This window comes from uncultured Pontibacter sp. (genome assembly GCF_947502515.1).
Taxonomy (GTDB): Bacteria; Bacteroidota; Bacteroidia; order Cytophagales; family Hymenobacteraceae; genus Pontibacter.
In genome coordinates, this window is record NZ_CANNAI010000002.1 from 849126 (window position 1) to 874345 (window position 25220).

The 25220-nt window shown below is 51.5% G+C and carries 25 protein-coding genes and 1 pseudogene; 19 read left to right on the forward strand and 7 right to left on the reverse strand.

What is annotated here, in order from left to right; translation table 11 throughout:
- The first annotated feature begins 32 nt into the window (after window positions 1-32).
- The 4 genes from Q1A54_RS08385 (at window position 33) to Q1A54_RS08400 (ending at window position 2921) form a co-directional block, all read left to right on the forward strand.
- Window positions 33-449, forward strand: coding sequence for a hypothetical protein (locus Q1A54_RS08385; RefSeq protein WP_299986678.1), 417 nt, complete (start codon window positions 33-35; stop codon window positions 447-449).
- 136 nt (window positions 450-585) lie between these two features.
- A complete protein-coding gene (locus Q1A54_RS08390; protein WP_299986680.1) occupies window positions 586-786 on the forward strand; it encodes a hypothetical protein in 201 nt (66 codons plus the stop codon).
- A 5-nt stretch (window positions 787-791) separates the two neighbouring features.
- Window positions 792-1514 (forward strand): PRC-barrel domain-containing protein, encoded by a 723-nt coding sequence (locus Q1A54_RS08395; RefSeq protein WP_299986682.1) that lies wholly within the window; start codon window positions 792-794, stop codon window positions 1512-1514.
- 147 nt (window positions 1515-1661) lie between these two features.
- Complete coding sequence (locus tag Q1A54_RS08400; protein WP_299986684.1) at window positions 1662-2921, forward strand: PQQ-dependent sugar dehydrogenase; 1260 nt, start codon at window positions 1662-1664, stop codon at window positions 2919-2921.
- Window positions 2922-2996: 75 nt separating this feature from the next.
- Here Q1A54_RS08400 and Q1A54_RS08405 read toward each other — a convergent pair whose 3' ends face one another.
- A complete protein-coding gene (locus Q1A54_RS08405; protein ID WP_299986686.1) occupies window positions 2997-3629 on the reverse strand; it encodes a DUF2911 domain-containing protein in 633 nt (210 codons plus the stop codon).
- Between the two features lie 167 nt (window positions 3630-3796).
- On the opposite strand from Q1A54_RS08405, the gene Q1A54_RS08410 reads away from it, so the two are divergent.
- The 5 genes from Q1A54_RS08410 (at window position 3797) to Q1A54_RS08430 (ending at window position 6982) form a co-directional block, all read left to right on the forward strand.
- Window positions 3797-4099, forward strand: coding sequence for a hypothetical protein (locus Q1A54_RS08410; protein WP_040574659.1), 303 nt, complete (start codon window positions 3797-3799; stop codon window positions 4097-4099).
- A 36-nt stretch (window positions 4100-4135) separates the two neighbouring features.
- A complete protein-coding gene (locus tag Q1A54_RS08415) occupies window positions 4136-4594 on the forward strand; it encodes a hypothetical protein (protein WP_299986688.1) in 459 nt (152 codons plus the stop codon).
- Window positions 4595-4651: 57 nt separating this feature from the next.
- Entirely contained in the window at window positions 4652-5674 is a 1023-nt protein-coding gene (locus Q1A54_RS08420) for a potassium channel family protein (RefSeq protein WP_299986690.1), read from the forward strand.
- Window positions 5675-5751: 77 nt separating this feature from the next.
- Complete coding sequence (locus Q1A54_RS08425) at window positions 5752-6084, forward strand: metalloregulator ArsR/SmtB family transcription factor (RefSeq protein WP_299986692.1); 333 nt, start codon at window positions 5752-5754, stop codon at window positions 6082-6084.
- Window positions 6085-6136: 52 nt separating this feature from the next.
- Window positions 6137-6982 (forward strand): arsenite methyltransferase, encoded by an 846-nt coding sequence (locus Q1A54_RS08430; protein WP_299986694.1) that lies wholly within the window; start codon window positions 6137-6139, stop codon window positions 6980-6982.
- Window positions 6983-7066: 84 nt separating this feature from the next.
- On the opposite strand, the gene Q1A54_RS08435 is transcribed toward Q1A54_RS08430, so the two are convergent.
- Both Q1A54_RS08435 and Q1A54_RS08440 read right to left on the reverse strand, forming a co-directional pair.
- A complete protein-coding gene (locus Q1A54_RS08435; protein ID WP_299986696.1) occupies window positions 7067-7669 on the reverse strand; it encodes a hypothetical protein in 603 nt (200 codons plus the stop codon).
- Window positions 7670-7680: 11 nt separating this feature from the next.
- Window positions 7681-8400, reverse strand: coding sequence for a hypothetical protein (locus Q1A54_RS08440; RefSeq protein WP_299986698.1), 720 nt, complete (start codon window positions 8398-8400; stop codon window positions 7681-7683).
- A 282-nt stretch (window positions 8401-8682) separates the two neighbouring features.
- Between Q1A54_RS08440 and Q1A54_RS08445 the strand changes: the two genes are divergently transcribed.
- From Q1A54_RS08445 to Q1A54_RS08455, 3 genes and pseudogenes are all read left to right on the forward strand, one after another.
- Window positions 8683-10200, forward strand: a complete 1518-nt coding sequence (locus Q1A54_RS08445) for a hypothetical protein (RefSeq protein WP_299986699.1) — start codon at window positions 8683-8685, stop codon at window positions 10198-10200.
- An 81-nt stretch (window positions 10201-10281) separates the two neighbouring features.
- Entirely contained in the window at window positions 10282-10779 is a 498-nt protein-coding gene (locus tag Q1A54_RS08450; protein WP_299986701.1) for a VOC family protein, read from the forward strand.
- A gap of 62 nt (window positions 10780-10841) precedes the next feature.
- Window positions 10842-11402: pseudogene (locus Q1A54_RS08455) on the forward strand (NADPH-dependent FMN reductase).
- A gap of 65 nt (window positions 11403-11467) precedes the next feature.
- Here Q1A54_RS08455 and Q1A54_RS08460 read toward each other — a convergent pair.
- Window positions 11468-11905 (reverse strand): acyl-CoA thioesterase, encoded by a 438-nt coding sequence (locus Q1A54_RS08460; protein ID WP_299986703.1) that lies wholly within the window; start codon window positions 11903-11905, stop codon window positions 11468-11470.
- A 185-nt stretch (window positions 11906-12090) separates the two neighbouring features.
- On the opposite strand from Q1A54_RS08460, the gene Q1A54_RS08465 reads away from it, so the two are divergent.
- Window positions 12091-16557, forward strand: coding sequence for an IPT/TIG domain-containing protein (locus tag Q1A54_RS08465; RefSeq protein ID WP_299986705.1), 4467 nt, complete (start codon window positions 12091-12093; stop codon window positions 16555-16557).
- Window positions 16558-16607: 50 nt separating this feature from the next.
- On the opposite strand, the gene Q1A54_RS08470 is transcribed toward Q1A54_RS08465, so the two are convergent.
- Both Q1A54_RS08470 and Q1A54_RS08475 read right to left on the reverse strand, forming a co-directional pair.
- Window positions 16608-16802 (reverse strand): hypothetical protein, encoded by a 195-nt coding sequence (locus Q1A54_RS08470; RefSeq protein WP_299986707.1) that lies wholly within the window; start codon window positions 16800-16802, stop codon window positions 16608-16610.
- Window positions 16803-16928: 126 nt separating this feature from the next.
- The gene (locus Q1A54_RS08475) at window positions 16929-19097 is read right to left on the reverse strand and encodes a glycoside hydrolase family 97 protein (protein ID WP_299986709.1); all 2169 of its coding nucleotides are present in this window, start codon (window positions 19095-19097) and stop codon (window positions 16929-16931) included.
- Between the two features lie 172 nt (window positions 19098-19269).
- On the opposite strand from Q1A54_RS08475, the gene Q1A54_RS08480 reads away from it, so the two are divergent.
- Complete coding sequence (locus tag Q1A54_RS08480; protein WP_299986711.1) at window positions 19270-19548, forward strand: GNAT family N-acetyltransferase; 279 nt, start codon at window positions 19270-19272, stop codon at window positions 19546-19548.
- A gap of 1 nt (window position 19549) precedes the next feature.
- Here the strand turns inward: Q1A54_RS08480 and Q1A54_RS08485 are convergent, their stop codons facing one another.
- Entirely contained in the window at window positions 19550-19780 is a 231-nt protein-coding gene (locus Q1A54_RS08485) for a hypothetical protein (RefSeq protein WP_299986713.1), read from the reverse strand.
- Between the two features lie 142 nt (window positions 19781-19922).
- Here Q1A54_RS08485 and Q1A54_RS08490 point away from each other — a divergent pair, with 142 nt between their 5' ends.
- From Q1A54_RS08490 to Q1A54_RS08510, 5 genes are all read left to right on the forward strand, one after another.
- Window positions 19923-21542 (forward strand): alpha-amylase family glycosyl hydrolase, encoded by a 1620-nt coding sequence (locus Q1A54_RS08490; protein ID WP_299986715.1) that lies wholly within the window; start codon window positions 19923-19925, stop codon window positions 21540-21542.
- A gap of 66 nt (window positions 21543-21608) precedes the next feature.
- On the forward strand, window positions 21609-22058 hold the full coding sequence (locus Q1A54_RS08495; RefSeq protein ID WP_196117644.1) for a DinB family protein: 450 nt from the start codon (window positions 21609-21611) through the stop codon (window positions 22056-22058).
- Window positions 22059-22172: 114 nt separating this feature from the next.
- Window positions 22173-22634 carry a MarR family transcriptional regulator gene (locus Q1A54_RS08500; protein WP_196117642.1) on the forward strand — a complete coding sequence of 154 codons (462 nt, stop codon included), beginning with the start codon at window positions 22173-22175 and terminating at the stop codon, window positions 22632-22634.
- Window positions 22635-22702: 68 nt separating this feature from the next.
- Complete coding sequence (locus Q1A54_RS08505) at window positions 22703-24055, forward strand: TolC family protein (RefSeq protein ID WP_299986719.1); 1353 nt, start codon at window positions 22703-22705, stop codon at window positions 24053-24055.
- Window positions 24056-24072: 17 nt separating this feature from the next.
- Window positions 24073-25128, forward strand: a complete 1056-nt coding sequence (locus Q1A54_RS08510) for an efflux RND transporter periplasmic adaptor subunit (protein WP_196117640.1) — start codon at window positions 24073-24075, stop codon at window positions 25126-25128.
- Window positions 25129-25220: the final 92 nt, after the last annotated feature.

The following is a 25220-nucleotide window of genomic DNA, read 5'->3' on the forward strand; positions in this document are numbered from 1 at the left end:
ATCAACTTAGAGCTGTACCATTAATAAAAGCTATGAGAAGACCATACAAACATTACCGGAACAGTTTGGGACAGCGCTACTGTACCCTGCGCTACCTGGCCGACCGCAAGATGCTCCACATCATCTGGAAAGGAACTGCGACGGAAGAGAGCATTGAGGAAGTGGAAAAAGGCATTCTGAAAATGATCCGGCAATTTCCCTGTCGTTCTATCCTGAACGATGTGCAGGACTTTTTTCAGGCACCCGCCGCCTACCTGGCCTACCTGAGCTGGAGCGAGTGGGACACGAAAGTAAAAGAAACTTCGGAGGTACGCTGCATTGCCAATGTACTGCCCGTTGATGCCCCGGTACCACAGCCGGAGAGGCAGCGTACCGACTCGCTGGAGATCAAATATTTCGTACATCTCATGGACGCCATGGAGTGGCTCAATCAAAAGAAACTGACCTGATCGCCCCCTCTCCCGACTACCGTTTCATCCTTTCAACAATCATCTCTGTAACACCGTATTAAGCACAGCACCTCCCGCCGCTTTGGTGGCTGGCCCAGGTGACCGAGCTAAAACTATGAAAAAATAAAAAAGCAACATGGCTGAAATACGAATTGAAAAAAAGAAAAAACCTGTGTGGCCCTGGATCCTGCTGGTCGTGATCCTGCTCCTGCTGGGATGGGCCATTTATGAACTGGTTCTCAAAGACGGACAAACGCAGGCATTGGCCGCTGTCTTCCCGCTGGCGCACATACCAGCAACTGACCTGATTCCTGATATCCAAAAGAACTTAATCTGACCGAAATGAATGACAATGATTTAAGAAATGAAAGACTGGTGCCTTTGGGCGAGCTCAAGGATTACCAGGTAGCCAAAGACAATACCGACGTCAGGGGCTGGCGCGTAGTGGGTGCCGACGGCGAAAAAATAGGCGATGTAAAAGACCTGATCGTGGACATGCAGGCCATGAAAGTGCGCTACCTCTCCGTGCTGGGCGAGCACCGCTTTTTCGACCGCGACCGCGACACTTTTCTGCTGGTGCCCATCGGAGCAGCCGCGCTCGACCGCAAGGGCAAAAACATCTTTCTCTCTTCTGTAGACTCCGGCAGCATCAGCCGCTATCCGGTATACCCGGGCGGGCCGATCTCGACTGACTATGAGTATGCTGTGCGGGATAACTTCCGGCGGGCCCACCGCGATACCATAGACGAGCGTTCGGACTACAAAGCCGAGTTTGACGAGGCCGTTCATGAGCAGCCATCCGGCACGCGTCGCATCAGTGATGACTTCTACAACGACGAGTCATTCAGCGAAGACCGCTTTTACGCATCCAACGTATCGACCCAGGATCTGAACCGCAGAGATACACCTGCTACAGAATACACGGATACCACAAGCCGGGAGCCGCGCATCAAGCCCGTCGAAGAATCCATCAACACCATCGAGCGCCTGGAAGAACTGCGCGAAAGGGGCTCCATTACCGAAGAGGAGTTCATTCTGCTCAAGAAAAGAGCCCTGGACTCCTAGAACACGAAGCTATGTAACTGCTATACCTGCAAGGCCGCCTTATAACAGAGTGCGGCCTTGTTGTTAAGAGGCGAAGCGAACCTATTCAAAACAATCCAGTACTAGAATGATTATACTGTTAATACCGACCACATAATAGATAACACTATGAAACTATCCAGACTCCTCGTTCTTTCTGCGCTAGGTATGGCGACCATGGGCGCATCCTGCAGCGATGACACGACCACCCAGCAGAACAATGACCCGCAAGAGCCTGTTGCCACCCAGGAAGAGTGTCAGCCGATTGACATGGGCACGCCTAACTCCCCTGAGCAGAAACCTACTTTCGAGGGGCAGACCCGCGCCTGCGAAATGAAATCTGAAACTCAGTTTGATGTGCAGGTAATCACCAAAAATCTCCAAAAGCCATGGGCTGTGGAACCACTTCCGGATGGGAATCTGCTCATTACAGAGAAGCCCGGCAACATGCGCATTGTATCGGCATCCGGACAGATTGGAAATCCGATAGCGGGTGTGCCCAAAGTAGATGCCCGCGGACAAGGCGGTTTGCTGGACGTAGCCCTCAGCCCCGACTTCGGCTCGGATCGCATGATCTACTGGAGCTTTTCAGAACCTCGTAAAGGGGGCAATGCCACCAGCGTTGCCAGGGGCAGACTAAACGATGACCGCAGTCGCCTCGAAAACGTGGAGGTGATCTTCCAGGCCCAGCCTACTTTTGACGGCACCATGCACTACGGCTCCCGCCTGGCTTTCGGACCGGATGGCATGCTGTACATTACTCTGGGTGAGCGATCCGATAAGCAGATCCGTCCTCAGGCGCAGCAGATGAACAGCCACATGGGCAAGATTATCCGCATTGCCCCTGATGGTAAGGTGCCCAGCGACAACCCTTTTGTAAACCAGAACAACACACTGCCCGAGATCTGGACAGCCGGTCATCGCAACGTGCAGGCAGCGGCATTCAACGAGCAGGGCCAGTACTGGATCGTGGACATGGGTCCGCAGGGTGGCGACGAACTTAACCTGATCGAGAAAGGCAAAAACTACGGCTGGCCGGTGGTGACGTTTGGAGAGGAATACTCTGGTGCGCCTATCCCTAACGCCGTCACGACCAAGGAAGGTTACGTGGACCCGGTCTACTACTGGGATCCGGTGATTGCGCCTTCGGGAGCACAGTTCTATACCGGCAGTGCGTTTCCGGAGTGGAAGGGCAACCTGTTTGTAGGGGGGCTTCGCTCACAGGTGCTGGTACGCCTGCGCATCGAGAACAACCGCGTAACTGGTGAGGAGCATCTGCTCGGCGACCGGAGTCAGCGTATACGCGACGTGCGCCAGGGACCGGACGGTGCACTATATCTGGTTACCGACCAGGAGAACGGTGAGCTGTGGAAGATCACACCAAGGTAAGTCACAACAGGACATAAGACAAAAAAGGACAGGTTTAGACCTGTCCTTTTTTGTTGCTGCTTAGTAGGTATAGCCCTACTGCTGGGTAACCGGCAGCGACACTTTCAGCATGTCCCAGGTTATCTGGATCGTGCCGTTTCCACCAGCTCCGGAAACGATTTCGTAGCGAAGTCTTTCCTGTTTCACAGGCGCAATTTCGGGCTGTACGGTGAAACGCAGCACATCCTCCGATTCGGCATAGTCATCGGCCAGGTGCTGGTCCCAGTTTTTGTTGATGATGATGGTCCACTCCTGCTCACCAGGTATGGTAAACAAGGCATACTTACCGGCTGGCAATGGCTTCCCTCCTATGGTGATGTCTTTGTCCGTCATCAGGCTGGTGGCCGTATGCGCTCCCGTAACCCATACCTGGTTGTAGGCTACCAGTCCTCCCCAGATCTGGCGTCCGCGCACGGCCGGGGAATGGTAAGCAATGGTCAGGTGGGCATCGCCGATCATGCCGTGGGCCTCGGCTTTCAGGCTGCCTTTTAATGTGTCCGGCTCTGCCTGTGCCCCGATGGTGGTGGATCCTTCGCTGGCCTGCATGTTATGGCCGGCGTGGCTTTCCTGGGCAGCAGTTTCTTCCTGGTTTTGCTCAGGCTGGTTGCAGTATGTTAGTGACGTGGCCAGTAGCACGCCAAGGGCAAGTTGGGTATAGCGTTTTGTCATAGTGGTAGATGTATCGTTTATAGAAATTACGAATTTGGTTCGCTGAAGCTACAAATTAAATCTCAATAAGACGCCAGATGCCACTTTCGGAACGAAAAGACAGCTCAAAGAGTATAAGAAAACGCAGCAAAAGGCAGCATTCATTTACGCTAATTTTAAAAGACACCATGAACGATAACAGCTACGATACCCTATCCCAGGCACTGAACGGACTTAAGCAGCGAGGCTATACCGAAGACTTTAACTTAAAAGAAAACTGCATCGTCTGTACCACCAAACCGATGGAGCTGAAACCCGAGGAGTTTGAAGTAGATGAGGTGCACCGCTTCGAGGGCATGAGCAATCCGGATGACAACTCCGTGGTGTACGCCATCTCTTCCTCACGCGGTGTAAAAGGCGTGCTGGTAGACGCTTACGGTGCTTATGCAGAAGCAATTACGCCCGAAATGGCACAGAAGCTAAGAGCTTAGACAGACAAAAAAACCAACCTAAACCATCCATCCGAGATGAAAACGATGAAGTACGCAACCTTTCTCCTGCTGGCGATCCTGCTGATTGGCACAGGAAGTTGCCAGCAATCAGACAGTGTGCAGGAAATGCTGCGCGATGAAGATGATCGACACCAGGTATACGACGCCATACTGGAAGATGAGCAGATGCGCGCTGAAATGATGGCCTACATGCGGGACCGAAACATGGGTGCCGGTATGATGCGGGGTGACATGATGCAGGGCGGCATGATCGGCGACACTAGCGGTATGGTTTCGCTGCACCGTCAGCAAATGCAGCAGCACATGAAACAGATGATGACCCTGTGCGACGCTGACACAGCGGCCTGCAACGAAATGAGCCGCCTGATGCTACAGCACCCGGGTATGATGAGCAGCATGATGCAGCGTATGCAAAGACAGGGAATGGTCGACTCCAGCCACGTAAACCGGATGCGCCAGCGTATGAACCGCTGATGAGAGCCTTCCACCAAGGCAGCTTCCATTCATGTGTATTTCAATTCCCATCATCCCATGCAGCTACTCTACGCGATAGCAGGTATAACCCTCATATTCTTTGTGTTAAGTGACCTGATTACAACCACCCTCTCATTTCAGGGTGGCGGTCGCATGACAAATTTCCTGTCCGAAAAAACATGGCGCCTGTGCCTGAAAATGGCAGGCAATGACGGCAAAAAGAAAATGTTGGAGCGGGTCGGCCAGATGCTGTTGGTCTTTATCATCCTGACCTGGGTGGCAGGCATGTGGTTCGGTTCATTTCTGCTGCTCCTCTCCGATCCGGGCTCTGTGTTGGATAGCAATACGGAAGAAATCACCACTGCCTGGGAGAAGCTCTATTTTGCCGGCTATACCTTGTCCACGATGGGCAATGGCGACTACAAACCGGGTAGCTACGTTTGGGATATCGTTGCTAACCTACTAGCCTTTAGTGGTCTAGCCTTTATCACCATCTCCATCACATACATCATGCCTGTGCTTTCAGCCGTTATACTGCAAGTGAAGCTCAGTGTGTTTCTGAGCAGCCTTGGCAACTCGCCACAACAGATGCTGCTGAACTGCTGGAACGGCAAAAACTTTGACCGACTGCTGCAGCACGATGCCGACCTGGCCGACATGATCATCCAGCACAGTCAAAACCACAAGGCCTACCCCATCATTCACTACTTCCACAGCATAGAGCAACGGCAGGCAGTTATCCTTAATCTCAGCATTTTTGATGAGACGATTAACTTTCTGAAATATGGCGTACAGGAAGAAGCAAGGCCGTCGGATGCAGACTTGCTCACGGTTAGGGGCGCACAAGACTTTTACTTACAGGTGCTCAACCGCCACCACAAAAACGAAGAACAGAAACCCTACACATTCCCGGTTATGAACTGGGATGCCTTGATCGAAGCGGGCATACCCTTGCGGATGGATCGCTTAAGAGAATTTCAATCTCCTGAAATTTTCAAGGAGCGCCGCGAAACACTCACTTATCTTCTCTACCAGGATGGCTGGAGCTGGAAAGACATTTATCGGCCTGACCCGGTTTAAACGCATCATTAAAAAAACTTATTAATTATTTTGAAGTCATTTCATTTAATCGTATTTTTACGATCATAAATTAAACTATGGGACTTTCTAAAACAGAGCAATTTACAGAAGAGGAAATCCTGATAGCACGTTTTGCCAAAGCACTGGGTCATCCGGCCCGCATTGCTATTTTGCGTGTGCTGCTGGAGCGTAAGGCTTGTATCTGCGGTGATATTGTAGACGAGTTGCCGCTGTCGCAGTCCACGGTTTCGCAGCACTTGAAAGAGCTGAAAGAAGCCGGCCTGATACAAGGCGATATTGACGGCAAAAAAGTGTGCTACTGCATCAACGAGCAGGTATGGAAGCAAGCCCAGGAAACTTTAGGCGTGTTTTTCCAAAGCTACACGGCTTGTGGCAGCAGTTGCTGTTAAAAAAATTTGTTTTAATTGATCGTAATTTACCGATAAACTTAAATTAAGAACTATGAACAAGGCAGAAGAACTCAAAAAAATAGTGCGCGACAAGTACAGCGAGATCGCGTTACAAAGCAAAGAGCAGAACGAAGCTTCGTGCTGCGGGGCTACCGGTTGCGGTACCGTGGACTATGCTATTTTTGCAGATAACTATACCGAACTGGAAGGTTACAACCCGGATGCAGACCTGGGGCTTGGTTGCGGTGTGCCGACCGAGTTTGCCCAGATCAGCAAAGGCCAGACAGTTGTTGACCTCGGCTCCGGTGCCGGCAACGACTGCTTTGTTGCCCGTGCGCTGGTAGGCGAAGGCGGCAAGGTGATCGGCGTGGACATGACAGAGGCCATGATCGCCAAGGCCCGCGAAAATGCTGACAAACTCGGCTTCAACAACGTGGAGTTCAGACAAGGTGAGATTGAAGCGCTTCCAATCGCAGCCAACCGTGCCGATGTGGTGATCAGCAACTGCGTGCTCAACCTGGTACCGGACAAGCGACAGGCATTTGCCGAGACTTTCCGTGTGCTAAAGCCGGGTGGTCACTTCAGTATTTCGGATGTGGTACTGGTAGGCGATTTGCCGGAGGGTATTGTGCAGGCCAGCGAAATGTATGCCGGCTGCGTGTCAGGTGCGATCCAAAAAGAGGAGTACCTGCAGATCATCCGTGAAGTTGGCTTCGAGAACATCACGGTACAGAAAGAGAAAGCGATCCACGTGCCGGACGAGATTCTGCAGGACTACCTGGATGCCGCAGGTATACAGGCCTTCAGAGAGAGCAACACCGGCATCTACAGCATTACGGTATACGGCAGCAAACCCATCGAAAACCTGGCCTGCGCACCGGGCAGCGGCTGCTGCTAAGTATTTGGAGAAACACAAAACAGATCGGGTGTGGTTAGCGCTGATAGCTGACCACACCCGATCTGTCTTTTACGCGGGCAGGGCTTACGGCATCACAGGCATACTGGTCAGTATCAAAATGAGCAGACCGAGCTGTATACCTGCTCCAATTCCTACACCGGCCAGGGCCTTTCCTCTCTTCTTGCGGGCTGCCTGCTCCTTATACCCTCTCAGGTAATCCTGTTCCTCCAGCAAGCTAATATCAGATACGCGCTCCGGCTTCACTTTAGGGGCAGTAGCCCCAATAGCTATACTGCCAGCCAATCCAATTGGGAACATGACCATGGAACTGGCAGCTGAACCCCACATGGCGCCATTACCTTTGTAGTACTGCTTCGCATCCGCTTTGCCCAGTTCAAAGAGCTGCTCTGGTGTCATTCCCTGTGCCATGCTTGTCAGACTGTCAGCTAAGTGCTGTTCAAAAACCTCTTTCGTTCCGTTTTCAAACTTCACCATAAACACCTCTGTCTTCGGCAAGCGCCAGATCATGCCCTGTGATGAATCAGGATGCTGGTAAAGCACATCATACAGCGTGATCTCCTGTACCCGGGCAGGTATTTCCTCACCCGATACTTTCACGATAATATCCTGTGCCAACAGCGCTTGCTGTATACCCAGTAACAGGATGAATAGTAGAACATTTTTCATAGCTGTGCTGCTTAGTATTTGCGTGAGTTGAAACCGAAGAGCAGACTGAATCGTGCGCCATCCTTAGAAGGTGCCACCGCAAAGTTGACCGGGAAGTTTACCCCTTGGCTCTGGAAATTGGTGCCGACCGCCAGCACTATCCCCGCACCGCCAAGCGACACATTCGGTCCCAGGCCAAACTCCAACCCCTTCGCCCCTCTTATACCTACCAGCGCACTCAGACTCGGCAAGAACTTGCCCTGCTCCAGGCCACCTATCAAAGGCACGAACTCAAACAAACCTGAAGTACCGTTTTCCAGCGTAAATACCCGCGTCTCAAACTGCCAGCCAAACTGCGTCATGAAGGCATTGACGTTGGTGTCGTAATCGTTGCTGATGTGGTCGATGTACTTCTGGCTGAGGACAGTAAAACCCAGGCGCGGTCCACCTAGCTTCAGGTTTTCCTGCGGATAACCGGTGCGCTGGGCGTAAACCGGTTGCTGCACAGTTGGGCGCATCTCGTTCATGGTCACCTTGGTCCCGTTTTCATACTTGATCATAAATACATCCGCTTTGGCTATCGAGATAATGGGGCCTTCCAGATTATCGAAGCGCTTGTATTTAACAGCCTCCAAGTCGATCTCAAGCACCTTTACCTCCAGCTCGTCGCCGTTGCGCTTGATGAGAATGTCCTGCGCCTGACCGGTAAAATAAACAAGGCAGGCAATGATTGTGAACAGTAGATTTTTCATGGTCGATGTGTGTTATAGTGGTTTTTTCTTTTGCTTTTGATAGATCAAACCTACAACACTACCACAGGTATAGAAAGCCAGCAAATTCATTTTACAGACTTTTAAATTTTAATTTAACCAATCGTATATTACTAACTTACAAATACTTATATTCACATCATAAGACTTTTAAAATTTAGATTTAAGTGGGTTTCATTAATCAAAATTCACCTAACAGCTGAGTGAGCCTCTAGAGACCATACCTCCATGCCGTACAAAAACAACCGCTATACCTAAAGCAAGATGGACGATCTCAAAATAACATTGGAAACACTGGGGGAAGAAGACCGTCGGGAACTTGGCATTTTTATTCAGCGACAGAAAAAGAAGAAGAGCCGCAAAGACCTGGCACTTTATAAATTATTGCTGCAGGAAAAGCAGTACACACCGGAGCAGCTGATCGCCCGGCTATACCCGGAAGATCCGAATCCGGTGGCTTATTATGCGCTCCGCAAAAGGCTCACCCGCCACCTCACGGACTTTATCATGCTCAAGCGGATGGAAGAGGACAGTACGGCGGCTTCCACGATCATGGGTTTGCTCTCCCTGGCCCGCTACCTGTTCGATGCGCGAGTGGAACGGCTGGCCTGGCACTACCTGCTCAAAGCTGAGAAAATGGCCACCGCTAACGAACAATACGACCTGCTTAACACGATCTATAACCTGCAGATCGAGAAAGCGGACAGTGAGTTTGCCGAAGACCTGGAACAGATCATAGCCAGGCGCAATCAGAACAAACTGGCAGCAGATGAAGTGGAGAGAGCCAACATCGCCAGCAGCATCATCAATCAGCGATTGCAGGCTGTCCGCAGGCAGGGCCGCGACCTGCACTTCAACCGGATCATACAGGAAGTGCTTGCCAGCTACAACCTGACCGAGGCCGTGAGCAAACGCCCGCTGTTGCTTTATAAGCTGATGTCCATTGCCCGGAGTGCCGTTCTGGCCCGGAAGGATTTTCTCACGTTTGAGCCTTACATCATCAGCCAGTATCAGGAGACAGAACAGAAATACGGATTTATCAAAGCGCACCAGTACTACAAGCTTAGCCTGCTCTACATGATCGCGCACGTGCTATACCGGAACAAGAAATTTGTAGAGTCGATCCACTACCTGGCTCTCCTACACAACAGCATGAGTGGAGATGGGAAGAACCATTATGCCACCTTTTACCCGCGTTACATTTTTTTGATGGTAGCTAACCTGGTCTTTCTGCGGAACAACGAGGAGGCCATCGGTCTGATGGAGAAACTGCTCTACAAAAGCAAGGTACACCTAAGCCAGCGTGACCAATTGACTGCCCTTCTTGGGTTAAGCTTTAACTACTTTGCGCAGGGAGCTTTTGGCAAAGCCAACCGGGTGCTGCTGGGCATCAAACGATCAGACAAATGGCTGGAGCAGACCATGGGCCGTGAGTGGGTTTTGAAGAAGAAGATGGGTGAACTGATTCTGCAATATGAACTGGGTAACGAAGACCTGGTGCTGAACAAGATCCGGTCCTTTGAGCGTACCTTCAAAGACCTGCTACAAGAGCCGGCATACTACAACGTGAAGCAATACCTGCAACTAATCAAGCACATGGTAGACCAACCGGAGCTTGTTGCCAGCGAAGCCTTTTTTCATCAGGTAGAACAGAGCCTCGAGTTTGAGTCATTTGAGAATACGGACATTCAGGCGATGAGCTTCTACGCCTGGCTCAAAGCGAAAATGCTACGACGCCCTTATTACGATGTGCTGCTGGAGCTAGCGCAGAGTGGTTTGTAAGCTAAGCGTTCAGGGTTTGATCAACACAAAAAATTGTGATGCGCGTATGGGCTAGTATTTAAGACTAAAAGGCAGAAGACCATGGCTTCAAACAAGTATACCGTACCTGCGCAGACTCGCATCGGGCATGTGCACCTCAAGGTTGCAGATCTCGATCGGGCCCTGGCTTTTTACCGCGACCTGCTGGGCTTTGAGCTGATGATGATGTACGGACCGGATGCGGCTTTTATTTCGGCGGGTGGTTACCACCATCACATTGGCCTGAACACCTGGTACAGCAAAGGCGGCACTCCTCCTCCGGCTCGCAGCACCGGCCTTTTCCATACTGCCATCCTCTACCCTACCCGCAAAGATCTGGCTGCTATTCTAAAGCGAATCAGGGATGCCGGCTACCGTCTTGACGGTGCCTCGGACCACGGCGTTTCGGAAGCGCTATACCTGTCGGACCCCGATGGCAACGGAGTAGAACTCTACTGGGACAGACCTCAGGAAAACTGGCCTCGCGACGAAGAGGGCTCCATCACCATGTATACCCAACCCCTCGACCTACAGGACCTGCTCGGTGAGCTTGAAAAATGATAACTCTCCTGAAAAAACGATAACAACTCAAATACAAACCACAACCTATAACCATAGCACCCATGCCCCACATCGCCATTATTTCTTCGAGCGTACGCACCGGCCGCAAAAGTCACCGCGTCGTGCTATACCTGAAAAAGTATCTGGAAGAACACCAGCTCGCCACTACAGAGATCATAGATCTGAAAGCCTACGACTTCCCGGTTTTTCACGAACGCTACAGCCGGCAGTAAGAGCCCACGATCGGCATGCAGGAATTCAGGGAAAAGATTCTGGGTGCGGATGGCGTCATCATCGTAACGCCCGAGTATAATGGCGGCTATCCGGCCAGTCTTAAAAACGTGGTGGATTTACTCTACGATGAGTGGCATCGCAAACCGGTGGCCATCTCAACGGTGTCCGGCGGTGCTTTTGGTGGTACGCAGGTGATTACCTCACTGCAGTTTTCGCTCTGGAAAATGCGTGCCTGGACCGTACCCGCCATGTTCCCGGTACCTAAGGTGCAGGACAATTATGATGAAGAAGGCAAAGCCCATGATACAGAAGCTACTGACAAACGTGCAGACCACTTTTTGCAGGAACTACTCTGGTGTATAGAGGCGAAAGGTAAAATGGAGCAGTAAGCAGTTTAGCTTTGGCGCTAAGTCTACACTTGAGCCTTCTATAGTTGTCAGATATGTGTGTAGCCTTATCCTTCTAACTCAACATAGTCGGCACTGCGCGGCAGCTCCATGAAATGCTGTGCCAGCTCTTCCGGCAACACAGTTAGCTTGCGCTTCAGCACATCCATCCAGGCGCCTTCCACTTTGATCACCGCCGCTTTCACGCCGTCCTCCTTGTACAGTTCGTGGCGCAATGCCCAGCGGGAGCCGTCTTTGCGGCTAGCTGTCAGTTCGGTCTTGATGGTAACCTCCTCGTTTATGCCCAACTCCCGCAGGTACGTGGTTTCTTCCCTGAACAGGATCGGTCCGATGTGAAGGCGCTGAAAAGTTTTCAAATCCATTCCCAACTCTTCCAGAGCTTCGATACGGGCCTGTGCCGCAAAATCAGCATAGGCAGAGTGGCGCATGTGCATGTTCGCATCCAGGTGCGACCACATTACTTTGTTGGTATAGGTATGAGGCATGGGTGTTTAATTATGAAATCGAAATGATAACGATGGTAAGACTGTAAAGTTAAGGCATGCAGGTATAACACAGGTTGTTTTTTAAAACTTACTCTGGTAAATAAGCCAATATAAAGCTATGTTTATATTCTAATTGCTAGTCTTACAGACTTATACCTCAATTTAAAAATTGTTATCGAGCGCCTATGAGAACAACTTTACTATTGTTAGTCATTTTACTTGTCGCCAACACCTATTCCCGAGCCCAGATTGCCAACTTTGATCTTTATCAAAAAGTAGGGGTAACCGTAGGCCTGGAGGAGGACATTGCAGTAGACTCCGAGGGAAACATTTACCTACCTCATCAAAAGTTGCAAAAGTTTACACCTAAAGGCAAGGTTATTCATAAGGATCCCTTATGCGAGATAGATTTTAGGGGCTATAATGGCTATAAAATTACTTTTGATACAAAAGACAATCTATATGCACTCAGCTATTCCGTCTCAAAACTTTCTAAATACAACAAAGAAGGGAAGCTGCTTTTTGAGATCGGAACAAGGGGGAGCGGTCCCGGGCAGTTCAGCTATCCGAATGCTATTAAAGTAAATTCAAAGGAAGAAATTTTCGTAGCGGATAGCGGAAACAGACGAATTCAAAAGTTTGACAAAGAGGGAAACTTCCTGCAAGAAATTCCTATTGGTACCGGCAGCATTAGCCTGGATGCACATGACAATTTATTCGCGCTTGACGTTCCAAATAAAAGAATTATCAAGTACTCTCCCAAAGGTGAGCAATTACTTGTATTTGGTAACAGCGGGGATGCCGGTACCAGGCTGAATGGTCCGGTTCAGCTTGACGTAGACAAGAAAACCGGGCAAGTGTATGTATTTGACAATCAAATAAATGGTTATGCTTACAAAGGATTCATTGTATTTGACGCGAACGGAATCTATGAAAGTAAATCTATTCTGGATTCAGGACCTGGACGCTTAATGGGATCAAGTCATTTGATAGCCATAAACCAAGAAGGCAATATCCTGATAGTTGATCAAAGTCACCAAATCGGCAACAGTCAAATATTTCTTTATGACAAAAATGGGCAATACCTTGATGCTTGGGGGAGAAAATGGTCACCAAAGGAGATTACACTGGATGAAGATGACAACATTTACATTCTGAACTCTTCCGGTAAGATAACTAAATTCGATCATGAGGGTGACGTTGTCATGGAATTTGGATACACAGGGTCGGGTATGAGCATCTTAGCTCCCAGTGCCATATCCGTTGACATTTTTGGAAATATCTATGTCCTCAATAGTTCTAAAAACTCGTACTCTGGCAATGCCATCTTCAAGTTTAATAGTAAAGGACAATTTCAGCAGCGCTTCACTGATTTTGGTGATGATGTTTCGGATAACTATTTTACTGACCTTGCGCATGACGCTGCAGGGAATATGTATGTGACGGACTATTACGGCGGGGTGATACGTAAAATAAGCTCCCAGGGAAATTTCATCACAAAAATTGGCAGTTGGGGTCCAAATCCAGGACAACTTTGGGTACCCCAGGCTGTCGCTGTCGACCTGCTTGGAATTATTCATGTACTCGATTACAAGGGAACACGCATTCAGCAATTTGATGCCAACGGTAAATTCATCCGTGAGTTTGGTAAGTACAGTTCCAGCTATATATCATGGGATGTGGACAGTGATCTTGCACTGGATGGCAAAGGTAACATCTACGTAGCCTCGAACATTGCAGGGCTTTTTCAAATTTTTAATGCTAAAGGGGAGCTTCTGCATGAGGAGAAAAGAAGTTTGGATTATGTTTCGGCTAACAGAAGTGGTTCCCGGCTGATTTTGGGAGGTCGTTATGCCAACACTTTTTCTATTTATCAATCTTCTACTTACCAGGAACCTCAAAGCATTATTAGAGGATTTGTGTATCATGACACAAACAGTAATTGTACCCTGGATACGTCTGATCAGACGCTTGCTGGTATTGTGGTGCAGGCCATGCCAGGCCCGGTTTATGCAGTAACGCGTGCGGATGGCAGCTACCAACTTAAAGTTGATCCGGGCAATTACTCACTTCAGACGATCCTGCCAGATCAGATTGGCAGAAAAATAAGTGCTACCTGTCCGCAGCCTGGTGAACTTAAGAATGTTGCTATCACCAGAGCAGGCGAAATCATCGATGCCATCAACTTCGGCAACCGCGCTGTCCTCTCCCCCTACCTTTCCGTAAGCGTTTCCTCTACCCGGCGGCGGCGCTGCTTCGAGAGCACGACGACTGTGCATTACACCAATTCCGGCTTCGCCCCGGCCCCCGACGCCAAAGTATACCTGCAGCTGCCCCAAGAGGTGGGGCTGCTCTCGGCAGACAAGCCCCACACCCTGCTGGCGGACGGCACCTACGAGTTCTCCGTGGGTGACCTGGCGGCCGGCCAGTCGGGCACCATCACTGTCGAGGACATCGTCACCTGCGGCGACGAGTCGGTGCGGGGCCTGACCGTGTGCACCCGCGCCTGGATCACCCCCTCCAACAACACGCCCGCCGAGCCCACCCCAACCGTCTCCATCACCGGCCGCTGCAGCGCCGCCACGGGCATGATCCGCTTTGTGGTGCGCAACACGGGCGCGGCCGACATGGCCGACCCTAGCCTCTTCCGCAAGTATGCCGACGGCCAGCTGGCCTCGGTGGAGCAGTTCCGCCTGGCCGCCGGCGACAGCCTGGTGCTGTGGGTGCCGGCCATGGGCTACACCTGGAGAATAGAGGCCGACCAGCCTACTGGTAACGGCGACAACACCTCGGTGAGCGTCACCGTGGAGGGCTGCCCGGGCGGCGAGGTCAGCTCTGTGAGCACGGGCAAGGTGAACCTGCTGCCCGCAGACGACGAGGAGGCCGAGAAGTCCGTCGAGTGCATGCCCATCACCGACTCCTACGACCCCAATGACAAGCTGGTCACGCCCGTGGGCCGCACCGGGGAGTTCTACACCCCGACCAATACCGCCCTCAAATACAAGATCCGCTTCCAGAACACGGGCACCGACGTGGCCTACCGCGTGGTGGTCGTGGACACGCTCTCCGAGCACCTGGACCTCTCCACCCTGCAGCTGGGGGCCACCTCCCACCCGGCCCGCGTGGAGGTGTCGGGCAAGGGGCAGCCGGTGCTCACCTGGAGCTTCGACAACATCCTGCTGCCCGACTCCACGGCAGACGAGCCCGGCAGCCACGGCTACGTCCTCTTCAGCATCAAACCAAAGGCCGATTTGCCGGAGAAGACGCTGGTGGAGAACCTGGCAGACATCTTCTTTGACTTCAACTCCCCCATCCGCACGAACCTCACCCAGAACCGCATCTTCGACATGCCGCCGGTGATCAGCGAGTCGGTGCGGGTGAGGCTGGAGGACGTGCTGGCCACGCCGGGCATCGAAGGCTTTGAGCCCGCGGCCGGAAAGCTCGGCTCGGAGGTCACCATCACGGGCCAGCGCTTCGCCGAAAGGCCCAACGACAACAAGGTATACCTGAACGGCAGGGCCGCCACCATAGTAAGCGCCACGGCCACTGAGCTCAAAGTGCGCGTGCCGACGGGCGCCACCACGGGCGAAATAAAAGTCATCACACCAGACGGGGGCGTGACCTCCACTGCTAAATTCCAGGTCTACCAGCCGCCGGTGCTCGCCTCCTTCAGCCCAGTTGAGGGCATGGTGGGCCAGAGGGTGACGCTCTCGGGCGAACACCTGCAATTGGAAATGATCGAATCCATCACGCTGGGTGAGCTGCGTTGCGAGATCATTGGGCATGACGGCAACGCGGTATCGGTGCGGGTGCCTGAGAACGCCGCGACAGGCAGTTTCCGCATCAGCACCAAGGGCGGCGAGGCGGTGAGCGGGGCGGCCTACACCGTGTGGTACGCGCCGGTGATCGCGGCCCTGAGCAAAGAGACCGACATCGTGGGAGCGAGCTTGACAATCACGGGCGATAACTTCGCCGCAGACAAAGCGCGCAACATCGTGCGCTTCGGACAGGCCCAGGCCCAGGTGCTGGAGGCCAGCCCGCAGCGGCTGACGGTGCGCGTGCCCGAGCAGGCTGCCTCTGGCTTCATCACCGTGGAGACGCCCGGCGGAAAGGCCACGGCCGCTACCGCCTTCGAGGTGATTCCGGGCCCGAGGTTCACGGCCATGCAGCCGGCCAAAGGCGCAGTGGGCACGGTGGTGGAGATCACCGGCGCGCACTTCGGCATCATGGGCCAGCAGGACAAGATCACCTTCAACGGACGGGAGGCGCTGGTGCTGGAGGCCTCCGGCGACAGGTATAAGGTAAGAGTACCGCGCGGGGCCACCACCGGTAGGGTGACCATCACCGGCTACGGCGGACAGGCCCAGAGCAGCGCTGACTTCGTGGTGGAGGAGCTCACGCCGGCCGAGGCCATCCAGGTGTACCCGAACCCGAACTCGGGCCGCTTCACGGTCAGCCTCCGCCACGCCGACTTTGACGTGCAGCTGTTGGAGGTATACGATGCCGTCGGCAAGCGCCTGCACCAGACCCGCATCACCGGACCAAGGCCAGAAGCGGTGGAGGTCAGCCTGCCTACTGCCAAAGCCGGGCTCTACTTCCTGCAGATACAGACGGAACGTGGTTTAGTCACCAAGAAACTGACGGTGCTGTAATGTCCTTGTACCTTTCAGGATACTATAGCACTGTCAGCTTGTTTTAAATTCTAGGCGGCCTCGCGTTGTTCGTCTTCTAAAGATTTGATAGCGTCGTAAAGTGCAGCGCTGTTATCGCGCAGCTTTTCTATGGAGTCGGCCAGATTATAGAACTTTTCGGGTTCGACTACGGAGCTGTTAGCGAAAGCTTTTAAAAGCGTATGAAGGATTTTGGTATAACTTTCTTCAAATTCGTCTGGGTTCATAAGTAAAAAGGCTAAAAGTTTACATATCAATAAGATACAAACTATACCTTAAAATAATTCGATTACAGCCAAAAAAAGCGCCGCACATTCCTGCACGGCGCTTTTTTTAGTATCAGCTGAAGGAGCTTACAGTTTTTTCAAACCCTTCTGCTCCTGCTTGCTTCCCTCCTTCACGCTCACAGCCACACCGCCACCAGAGGCCAGGTGCTGCTTCAGTACGCTTTTCGAATTTACAAGTACTTTGCGTACGGTATACTTTTGCGGATTCTTGTTCCAGCTGGCATCCTTCGCATCTGCATAAATAGTCGCGATGTAGTTTTTGCCTTTTGGCAGATAGTCGAAACGGATGTTGGCAGTACGGGTGTTTTCGTCGGTTACACCCCCGATGTACCACTCGTTCTTGCCTTTCGCTTTACGGGCAATCGTCACATAGTCACCCGGCTCGGCTTCCAGCACCCAGGTATCGTCCCAATCTAAGGCTACGTCTTTGATGAACTGAAACGCATCCGGGAAGCGGGTATAATTGTCCGGAATGTCAGCGGCCATTTGCAGCGGGCTGTACATGGTCACGTAGTAGGCCAGCTGCTTCACCAGCGTGGTGTTCACACGCTGCTCACCGCCGTGGTAGTACGACAGGTCCGTCTGGAAAATACCCGGCGTATAATCCATCGGACCGCCCATCAGGCGGGTAAACGGCAGGATAGTCGCGTGGTCTGGGGCCAGACCGCCCATTGCCTCAAACTCAGTGCCGCGGGCAGATTCCTGCGCCAGCCAGTTCGGGAAGGTACGGTGCAAACCAGTCGGGCGAACCGCCTCGTGACTGTTGATCATGATCTTATACTTGGCAGCTGTATTAGCTACGTAGTTGTAGTGGTTCACCATCCACTGTCCGTCGTGATGCTCACCGCGCGGAATGATCTTGCCTACATAACCTGTCTTCACAGAATTGTAACCATGGTCCTGCATGAACTGGAAGGCCTCATGCAGACGACGCTCGTAGTTGGTGGCTGAGCCAGAAGTTTCGTGGTGCATCATCACACGCACACCTTTCGACTCCGCGTATTTCTGAACTTCCTTCACATCAAAATCAGGATAGGCCGTCACGAAGTCAAATACTTCCTCTTTCCAGTTGCCAAACCAGTCTTCCCAGCCAATGTTCCAGCCTTCGATCAGCACAGCGTCAAAACCATGCTCGGCAGCAAAGTCGATGTGCTTTTTGGCATTCTCAGTGGTCGCACCGTGGCGGCCACTTGGAGTTAATTTGGTATAGTCGTCAGTCAACTTCACATTGGTTTCTTTGCCATAAGCCCAGGTGCTCTTACCCGCCACAAAGTATTCCCACCAAATACCAATGTACTTCACTGGCTTGATCCAGGACACGTCTTCATAGGCAGTCGGTTCGTTCAGGTTCAAAATCAGTTTAGAAGCCAGAATGTCCGTTGCCTTGTCGCTTACGACAATGGTTCTCCAGGGCGTCTGCGCATCGGTTTGCAGGTAGCCTTTGTTACCTACCGCGTCAGGTGTCAGGTGTGTACTGAACTTAAAAGTCTTCGGATCCACGTTCAGGTTCATAGCCGGGTAGTTGAGCAAAGCCGCTTCGTGTATGTTGATGTAGAGTCCGTCCGAAGATTTCATCATAGAGGGCGTCTGCACGGCCAGGGTTTTGATCGGGTGCTGTGCATGCACGTCGATGGTCGCTTTTTCCATCAGGCCTGGAATCTGCGAAATCTGCGAGGTAGTATAGGCATACTCGTTCGTGTCGTAGTCACCCGGAATCCAGAAGATTTTGTGATCTCCGGTCAGGTTAAATTCAGTATGCTCTTCCTTGATGATAAAGTACTTGAGCTCCGGCTGCTGGGGAAACTCGTAGCGGAAGCCCAGCCCGTCGTCGAACAGGCGGAAGCGGATGCGGATGTGGCGGTCCTTGTGCTCTTTCTGGTTGAGCGTCACCAACAACTCATTGTAGTTGTTGCGGATGGTTTTCTGTTCACCCCATACCGGCTCCCAGGTGTCGTTCACACTGTTTTGCTCTGTCTTGGCAACCGTAAAACCGTTCATCATAGAAGGCACATCTTTCATCTCAAAGCCCATTCTGCTTTGCTTGATGACAGGCTTCTTTTTGTAAGTCAGCTGGTAGGTAGGCACTCCGTTGGCGGCCAGTTCAAAGGTCATGCTCAGGTTTTTGTCCGGAGAGGTGATCGTTTGCGCCTGCACCAGCACGGTGATCAGGAACAGGAAAAGGAAAAGTGACAGCCGCTGTGAGATGCGCCCTATCATGTTAGCGTTTTGTTGCATAGTGTAGAAAATGAAACATGTTATGTAGAAACCGCTGATTGTACTCCCGCAGCCTCTTACAGGTTATGGATGATGCATGCAAATTACATTAAAAATCGCTTTATCGCGAGGCGGGCTTACTAACACCTTCTCTCACAAGCCGTATACCTGTTCCAAATACTACTATATTCCCATGAAAATCATTCACGACGAAGAAGACACCCGCTTTTATATTATCCTCGAAGGAGGTGAGGCTGAGCTTACTTATTCCATCACCGATCAGGGACGTATGGACTTCGACCATACCTATGTGCCCGAAACCCATCGCGGGCAAGGTATAGCCGACAAACTGGTAAAGGAAGGACTAGAACATGCCAGGGAGTGCAAGTGCCAGGTTGTACCCTCCTGCCCTGTTGTCGAAGCCTATGTGAAGCGCCACAAAGAATACAACGACATTGTGTGTTGGGAGTAGCTTATACCTGCTGCTCTTTATTTTGCGGCCGAAGCAATAACCAAACGATCAGCCCTATTGGCCAAACCATGAACAGGACCATCAGGGCCACCAACCAGGGGGATTTCCCTCTTCGGCGGGCATCGTTGTAAGACCAGATCACACTCCACAACACAAATACCAATAGCACGATACCGATCAGGATACCGATCAAACCCAAGCCTGTGAAGAATGATGAAAAACTGTACTCCATAATTGCCTGCATCAAATCATTATAACGCAGGCTTTATCCTCTGGTTGAGGTACATCTATATCTCCCGGCGCATTCTCCCGTACATGAATCATTAATATAATAGGACCGGCATCAGGTCGAATTGCAGAACAAACCGACAAGAATGAAAGACGAGAATCAGAAATACCTGTGGTGGCAGGAAGGCGTAATATATCAGATCTACCCACGCTCTTACCAGGACAGTGACGGCGATGGCGTAGGTGACTTGCAAGGCATCATCCGGCGACTGGACCACATCAAGTCACTGGGCATGACAGCTATCTGGATCTCTCCCATCTTCTCCTCCCCTATGGCTGACTTTGGCTACGACATTTCTGACTACTGTGGCATACATCCGCTGTTCGGGACCATGGAGGATTTTGACGAGCTGCTGCAGGCCGTACACGACCGGGGTATGAAGTTGATCCTCGACCTGGTGCCCAACCATACTTCCAACGAACACCCCTGGTTCAAGGAGTCCCGCTCCTCCAAAGACAATCCGAAGCGCGACTGGTACATTTGGGAGAACGCCAACGAAGACGGTTCTGAGCCGAACAACTGGCTCAGTGTGTTTGGTGGCAGTGCCTGGGAGTGGGACGAAAAGACGCAACAGTACTACTACCATGCCTTCCTGAAAGAGCAGCCCGACCTGAACTGGCGCAATCCGGAGGTGCAGGAGGCAATGATGGACGTGATGCGCTTCTGGCTCGACAAGGGAGTAGACGGCTTCCGGGTGGACGTAATGTGGCACATGATCAAAGATGACCAGCTACGCGACAACCCCACCAATCCGAACTACAAATCGCACCAGGCTACTTACGAAAAGCTCATTCCGGCCTACTCTACTGACCAGCCGGAAGTACACGACATTGTACACATGATGCGCAAAGTGCTCGACAGCTACGACGAACGCATGATGATCGGCGAAATCTACCTGCCCATCCACAAGCTCATGACCTATTACGGCACTGACAAAAACGGAGCGCACCTGCCCTTCAACTTTCTACTGCTTTCTACTGACTGGGATGCAGGAGAAATCGCCTCTAACATCAACCAGTACGAGGCTGCACTGCCGGAAGGCGGCTGGCCAAACTGGGTACTCGGCAACCACGACCAGTCACGCATCTCCAGCAGGGTTGGTCAGGACCAGGCACGGGTAGCGGCGATGCTCCTGCTCACGCTGCGCGGCACACCTACGATCTACTACGGAGATGAGATCGGCATGCGCGACGTACCTATACTCGAAGAGGAGGTGCAGGACCCACAGGGCCTCAACATGCCCGGGCTCAACCTGAGCCGAGACCCGCAGCGTACGCCCATGCAATGGGACGACAGCGAAAATGCCGGTTTCAGCTCATCTAAGCCTTGGTTGCCATTGCCAGCAAACCACCGTCGGGTGAATGTAAAGGCACAGGCCGACGACCACGACTCCATGTTAGCGCTGCACCAGCGATTGTTGAACCTCCGTCAGAAAGAAGACGCCCTGCGCATCGGACATTACAAGCCGATGGAGGCCCAGAAACCGCTGCTGGCCTATATGCGCTATACCTCCGACACCCGCTTTCTGATACTGCTGAACCTGAGCCACAAAACCTGTCATTTCCACCCGGAGCACTTCCAGTTCGAGGGATCCATCGAAATAGACACGCTGCCAGAAAGGGAAGGAACTGAGGTGAAAGACCGGGTAAGCCTGAGTGGCGACGAAGGGATGGTGATCAGGTTAAAGCATCGAAAAGACCAATAGCATCTGCCACATCTTAATTTGACAACGAGTAGTAACAGAAATACATTAATAGAATCGTTTCCAAAAATGCAGCATCTAGTAAGTGAGTTCAGCGCCGTATTACTGCGCGATCTGGATAAACTCGCAGCAGAGATCCGGTTATTCGAGCAGGAGGAGAACCTTTGGAAAACAAAAGGCCACACATCCAACTCAGCTGGAAATCTCTGTCTGCACCTGGTCGGCAACCTGAATACTTATATCGGAGCTATATTGGGCGGAAGCGGCTATGTGCGGGATAGGGACGCAGAATTCAGTCTACGGAATATACCCAAAGAAAAACTTCTGGAACAGATTGAAGAGGTGAAGCGCACCGTCGCTTCTACGTTGGAACGCCTCTCCGCAGATGATCTGCAAAAGCCATATCCACAGCAGGTGCTTGGCTACGAAATGACCGTCAGCTACTTTCTGATACACCTCTACGGGCATTTAAACTATCATCTCGGCCAGATTAACTACCTGCGACGCATTCTGGAATAGGCATGTACTGGAAGGGATAATAAATTCAGAAATTTTAGTTCTGTAAATTATGAACTAATGAAACTAAGTTATACCTTTGTACCGTTATAGCTAAAGAATAACAAAGGCAAAGATATGACTCTTAGCGAAAAACAGCGCGAACTGATCGAACAAATCGGGATTTATCACGAAAACAATGGCTTTCAACCGGCAGTTGCCCGGGTGGTAGGCCTGCTTTTAGTGTGCGATAAACCTGAACTTACTTTTGAGGAGATCAGCGAAGGGCTCAATATTAGCAAAAGCGCTACCAGCAATGCGCTTAATATGCTCCTGAACACCGGACATATTGAATATACTACTTTTTCAGGTGACCGGAAGCGTTATTTCCGCATCAAATCGTCCAATTGGCGTGAGTTGTTTGCTAAGAAGATGGAAGATCTAAGTCACCTCAACTCTCTTTTAAAACGGGTACTGGAAGTCAGAAAACGTGATAACCCAATTTATGACACGAAACTAAATGACTTCATCAGCTTTTTGGATTATATGAAAGCGCAAATGCCCCGCCTGATCGACGAGTGGGAAAAGAGTAGAGCATAATTTTTTTAGTTTTTAAGTTCATAATTTTCAGAACTAACTACTTATATCTAAACATAATAAACAGAAACGTGAAAATCAAATATTTAGTAGTCGGATTGGCCATGCTTTTCGTGAAGCCGGTTGTGGCGCAGGAGAAGCCTGATGTACAGACGCTGAGTCTGCAGGAGGCCATCACGTATGCGCTGGAGCATAACGAGGATATGCAAAAGGCGTCCTACGACCAGCTGAGCGCCAAATACATGGTGAAAGAGGCGAAGAGTAGTGGCCTGCCACAGTTAAATGCCACAGGTAACTTTAACATGTATCCGGCTATCCCGGTACAGGTAATCCCAAACGTGTTTGAAGGCAAGCCTAATGAAATGATTCCGGTGCAGTTTGGTACCAAATACAATGCATCGGCAGGTATACAGCTGTCGCAACTGCTGTTTAACCAGTCTTACTTTGTAGGACTGAAGGCAGCTAAGAGCAGCGAGGACCTGTACCGTCTGCGCAAGGCCATGACAGAAGAGGAAGTAATGTATAACGTGAGCTCTTCTTACTTCCAGATCCTGCAGACAAAAGAGCAGTTCCAGATCATCAATGCCAACCTGGCCCGACTGGATCAGCTGGGCAAGATCCTGCAGCTACAGTACGAAAACGACCTGGCCCGCAAAGTGGATGTGAACCGCATCAAGGTGAACAAAACCAACCTGGAGACACAGCTGCAAACGCTGACCAGTGCGCTTGACCAGCAAATGAATATCCTGAAGTTCTTCATGGGTATGCCGCTGGAAGAAGGCATCGCTCTGACTGATGCCGCGATTGCACTTGATACCGGAGCCGCGGCCTTCAACAGCAGCAAAGACCTGGTGCAGGGACAGACGCAGCTGCAGTTGCTCAACAAGCAGACCGAACTAACGGAACTTCAAAAGCAGAACATCAGGGCGGGCTACTACCCTACCCTCTCTGCTACAGGTACATTTCAGTACAATGCCATGCGCAAGGAGTTTAACTTCTTCGACTCAAGTCAGCCTTGGTTCAGCACTGGCATTGTTGGCTTGCAGCTCAACATCCCGATCTTCGATGGTATGCGCAAGCACTCCCAGATCAAGCAGACGGAGTATACGCTGAAGTCGCTGGAAGCTGACCGCCAGAAACTGACCAAGAACCTGGAAGTGGCGCTTGAGAACTCTATCAGTCAGTTGCAGAACAGCTCCGCCTCCATCGCGGCACAGGAGCAGAATGTAGCGCTGGCACAGGAGGTATACGACACCACCAATGATCTCTATAAAGAAGGCATCTCCCCGCTGACCGACCTGCTCGAAGCTGAGGTAAGTCTGCGCGAAGCCAAAACAAATCTGAACAACGAAATGCTGAAGTACCAGCTGGCCCAACTTGGCTACCTGAAAGCTACCGGCGACCTAAACACATTAATTAAATAAGCATCACAAAGAACAAAATGAAAAAGCTGATTTATATCGTAGTCGTTATCGTGATTTTGGGCGCCATTGGCTTTAAGCTGATGAGCAACAAAGAGCAAATGGCCGCAAACGCCGCCGTAGCCTCCATCAAAAGCGAAGCCATACCTGTTACCATTACCGAAGTAGCTTCTGCTAAACTAGACAAGTCCTTTACGGCACAGGGTAATTTCGCCCCGATCCAGAGTCTGACATTGCTGTCTGAAACACAAGGCCAGATCAAGAGCGTGCTTAAGCGCAAAGGCGACAAAGTAAAAGCTGGCGAACTGCTGGCACAGGTTGAGAGCAATACCATGGCTGCCGACCTGGCCACTGCCCAGACAAACGCTGAAAAGGCCAAGCGTGACCTGGAGCGTTTCGAAAACCTGGCTGCCGGTGATGCCATCACAAAGCGTCAGTTGGAAGATGCCCGTCTGAATGCCAAGTCAACGGAAGCGCAACTGGTAGCTGCCCGTCAGCGCCTGACCAAGACGCGCATCACCGCCCCCATCGGTGGCGAGATTAACGAGATTCATGTGGAAGTTGGATCATACCTGAACCCAGGTACAAAACTGTACGACATCGTGAATGTGGACAAGCTGAAACTGAAAGTAAAAGCCTCTGAAAGCGAAGTCCTTCTGATCAACAAAGGTGACAAGGTAAAAGTGAAAGCTGATGCCGGTTCAGGCCAGGAATATGAAGGTACTGTGACGGCGATCGCTGCCCAGGCTGATGCAACCTTGAAATTCGACGTGGAAGTGGAAGTGAAAAATGCTGCTAACAACAACCTGCGTGCCGGTATGTATGGTACTGCTTTCTTTGACGTAGCAGACCAGCGCGACGCCATGCTGTTGCCGCGTGAGGCGATCGTAGGTAGCATCCAGAACCCACTGGTGTATGTGGTGAAGGATGGCCAGGCCAGTCAGCGTCCGGTACGTGTAGGCGTGGTAACGCAAGACCAGGTAGAGATCCTGGAAGGTGTGCAGCCTGGCGAGCAGATCGTTCGCAGCGGACAGATCAACCTGCGTGAAGGCATGAAAGTAACGGTGCTGAAGTAATGAAATATGGCGCGGGCGTCTTCGCTCGTGACTAACTATAGTGGGGCCTCTGGCCCAGCCGATAGTTACAAGCGGCCAAAGGCCGCACGATA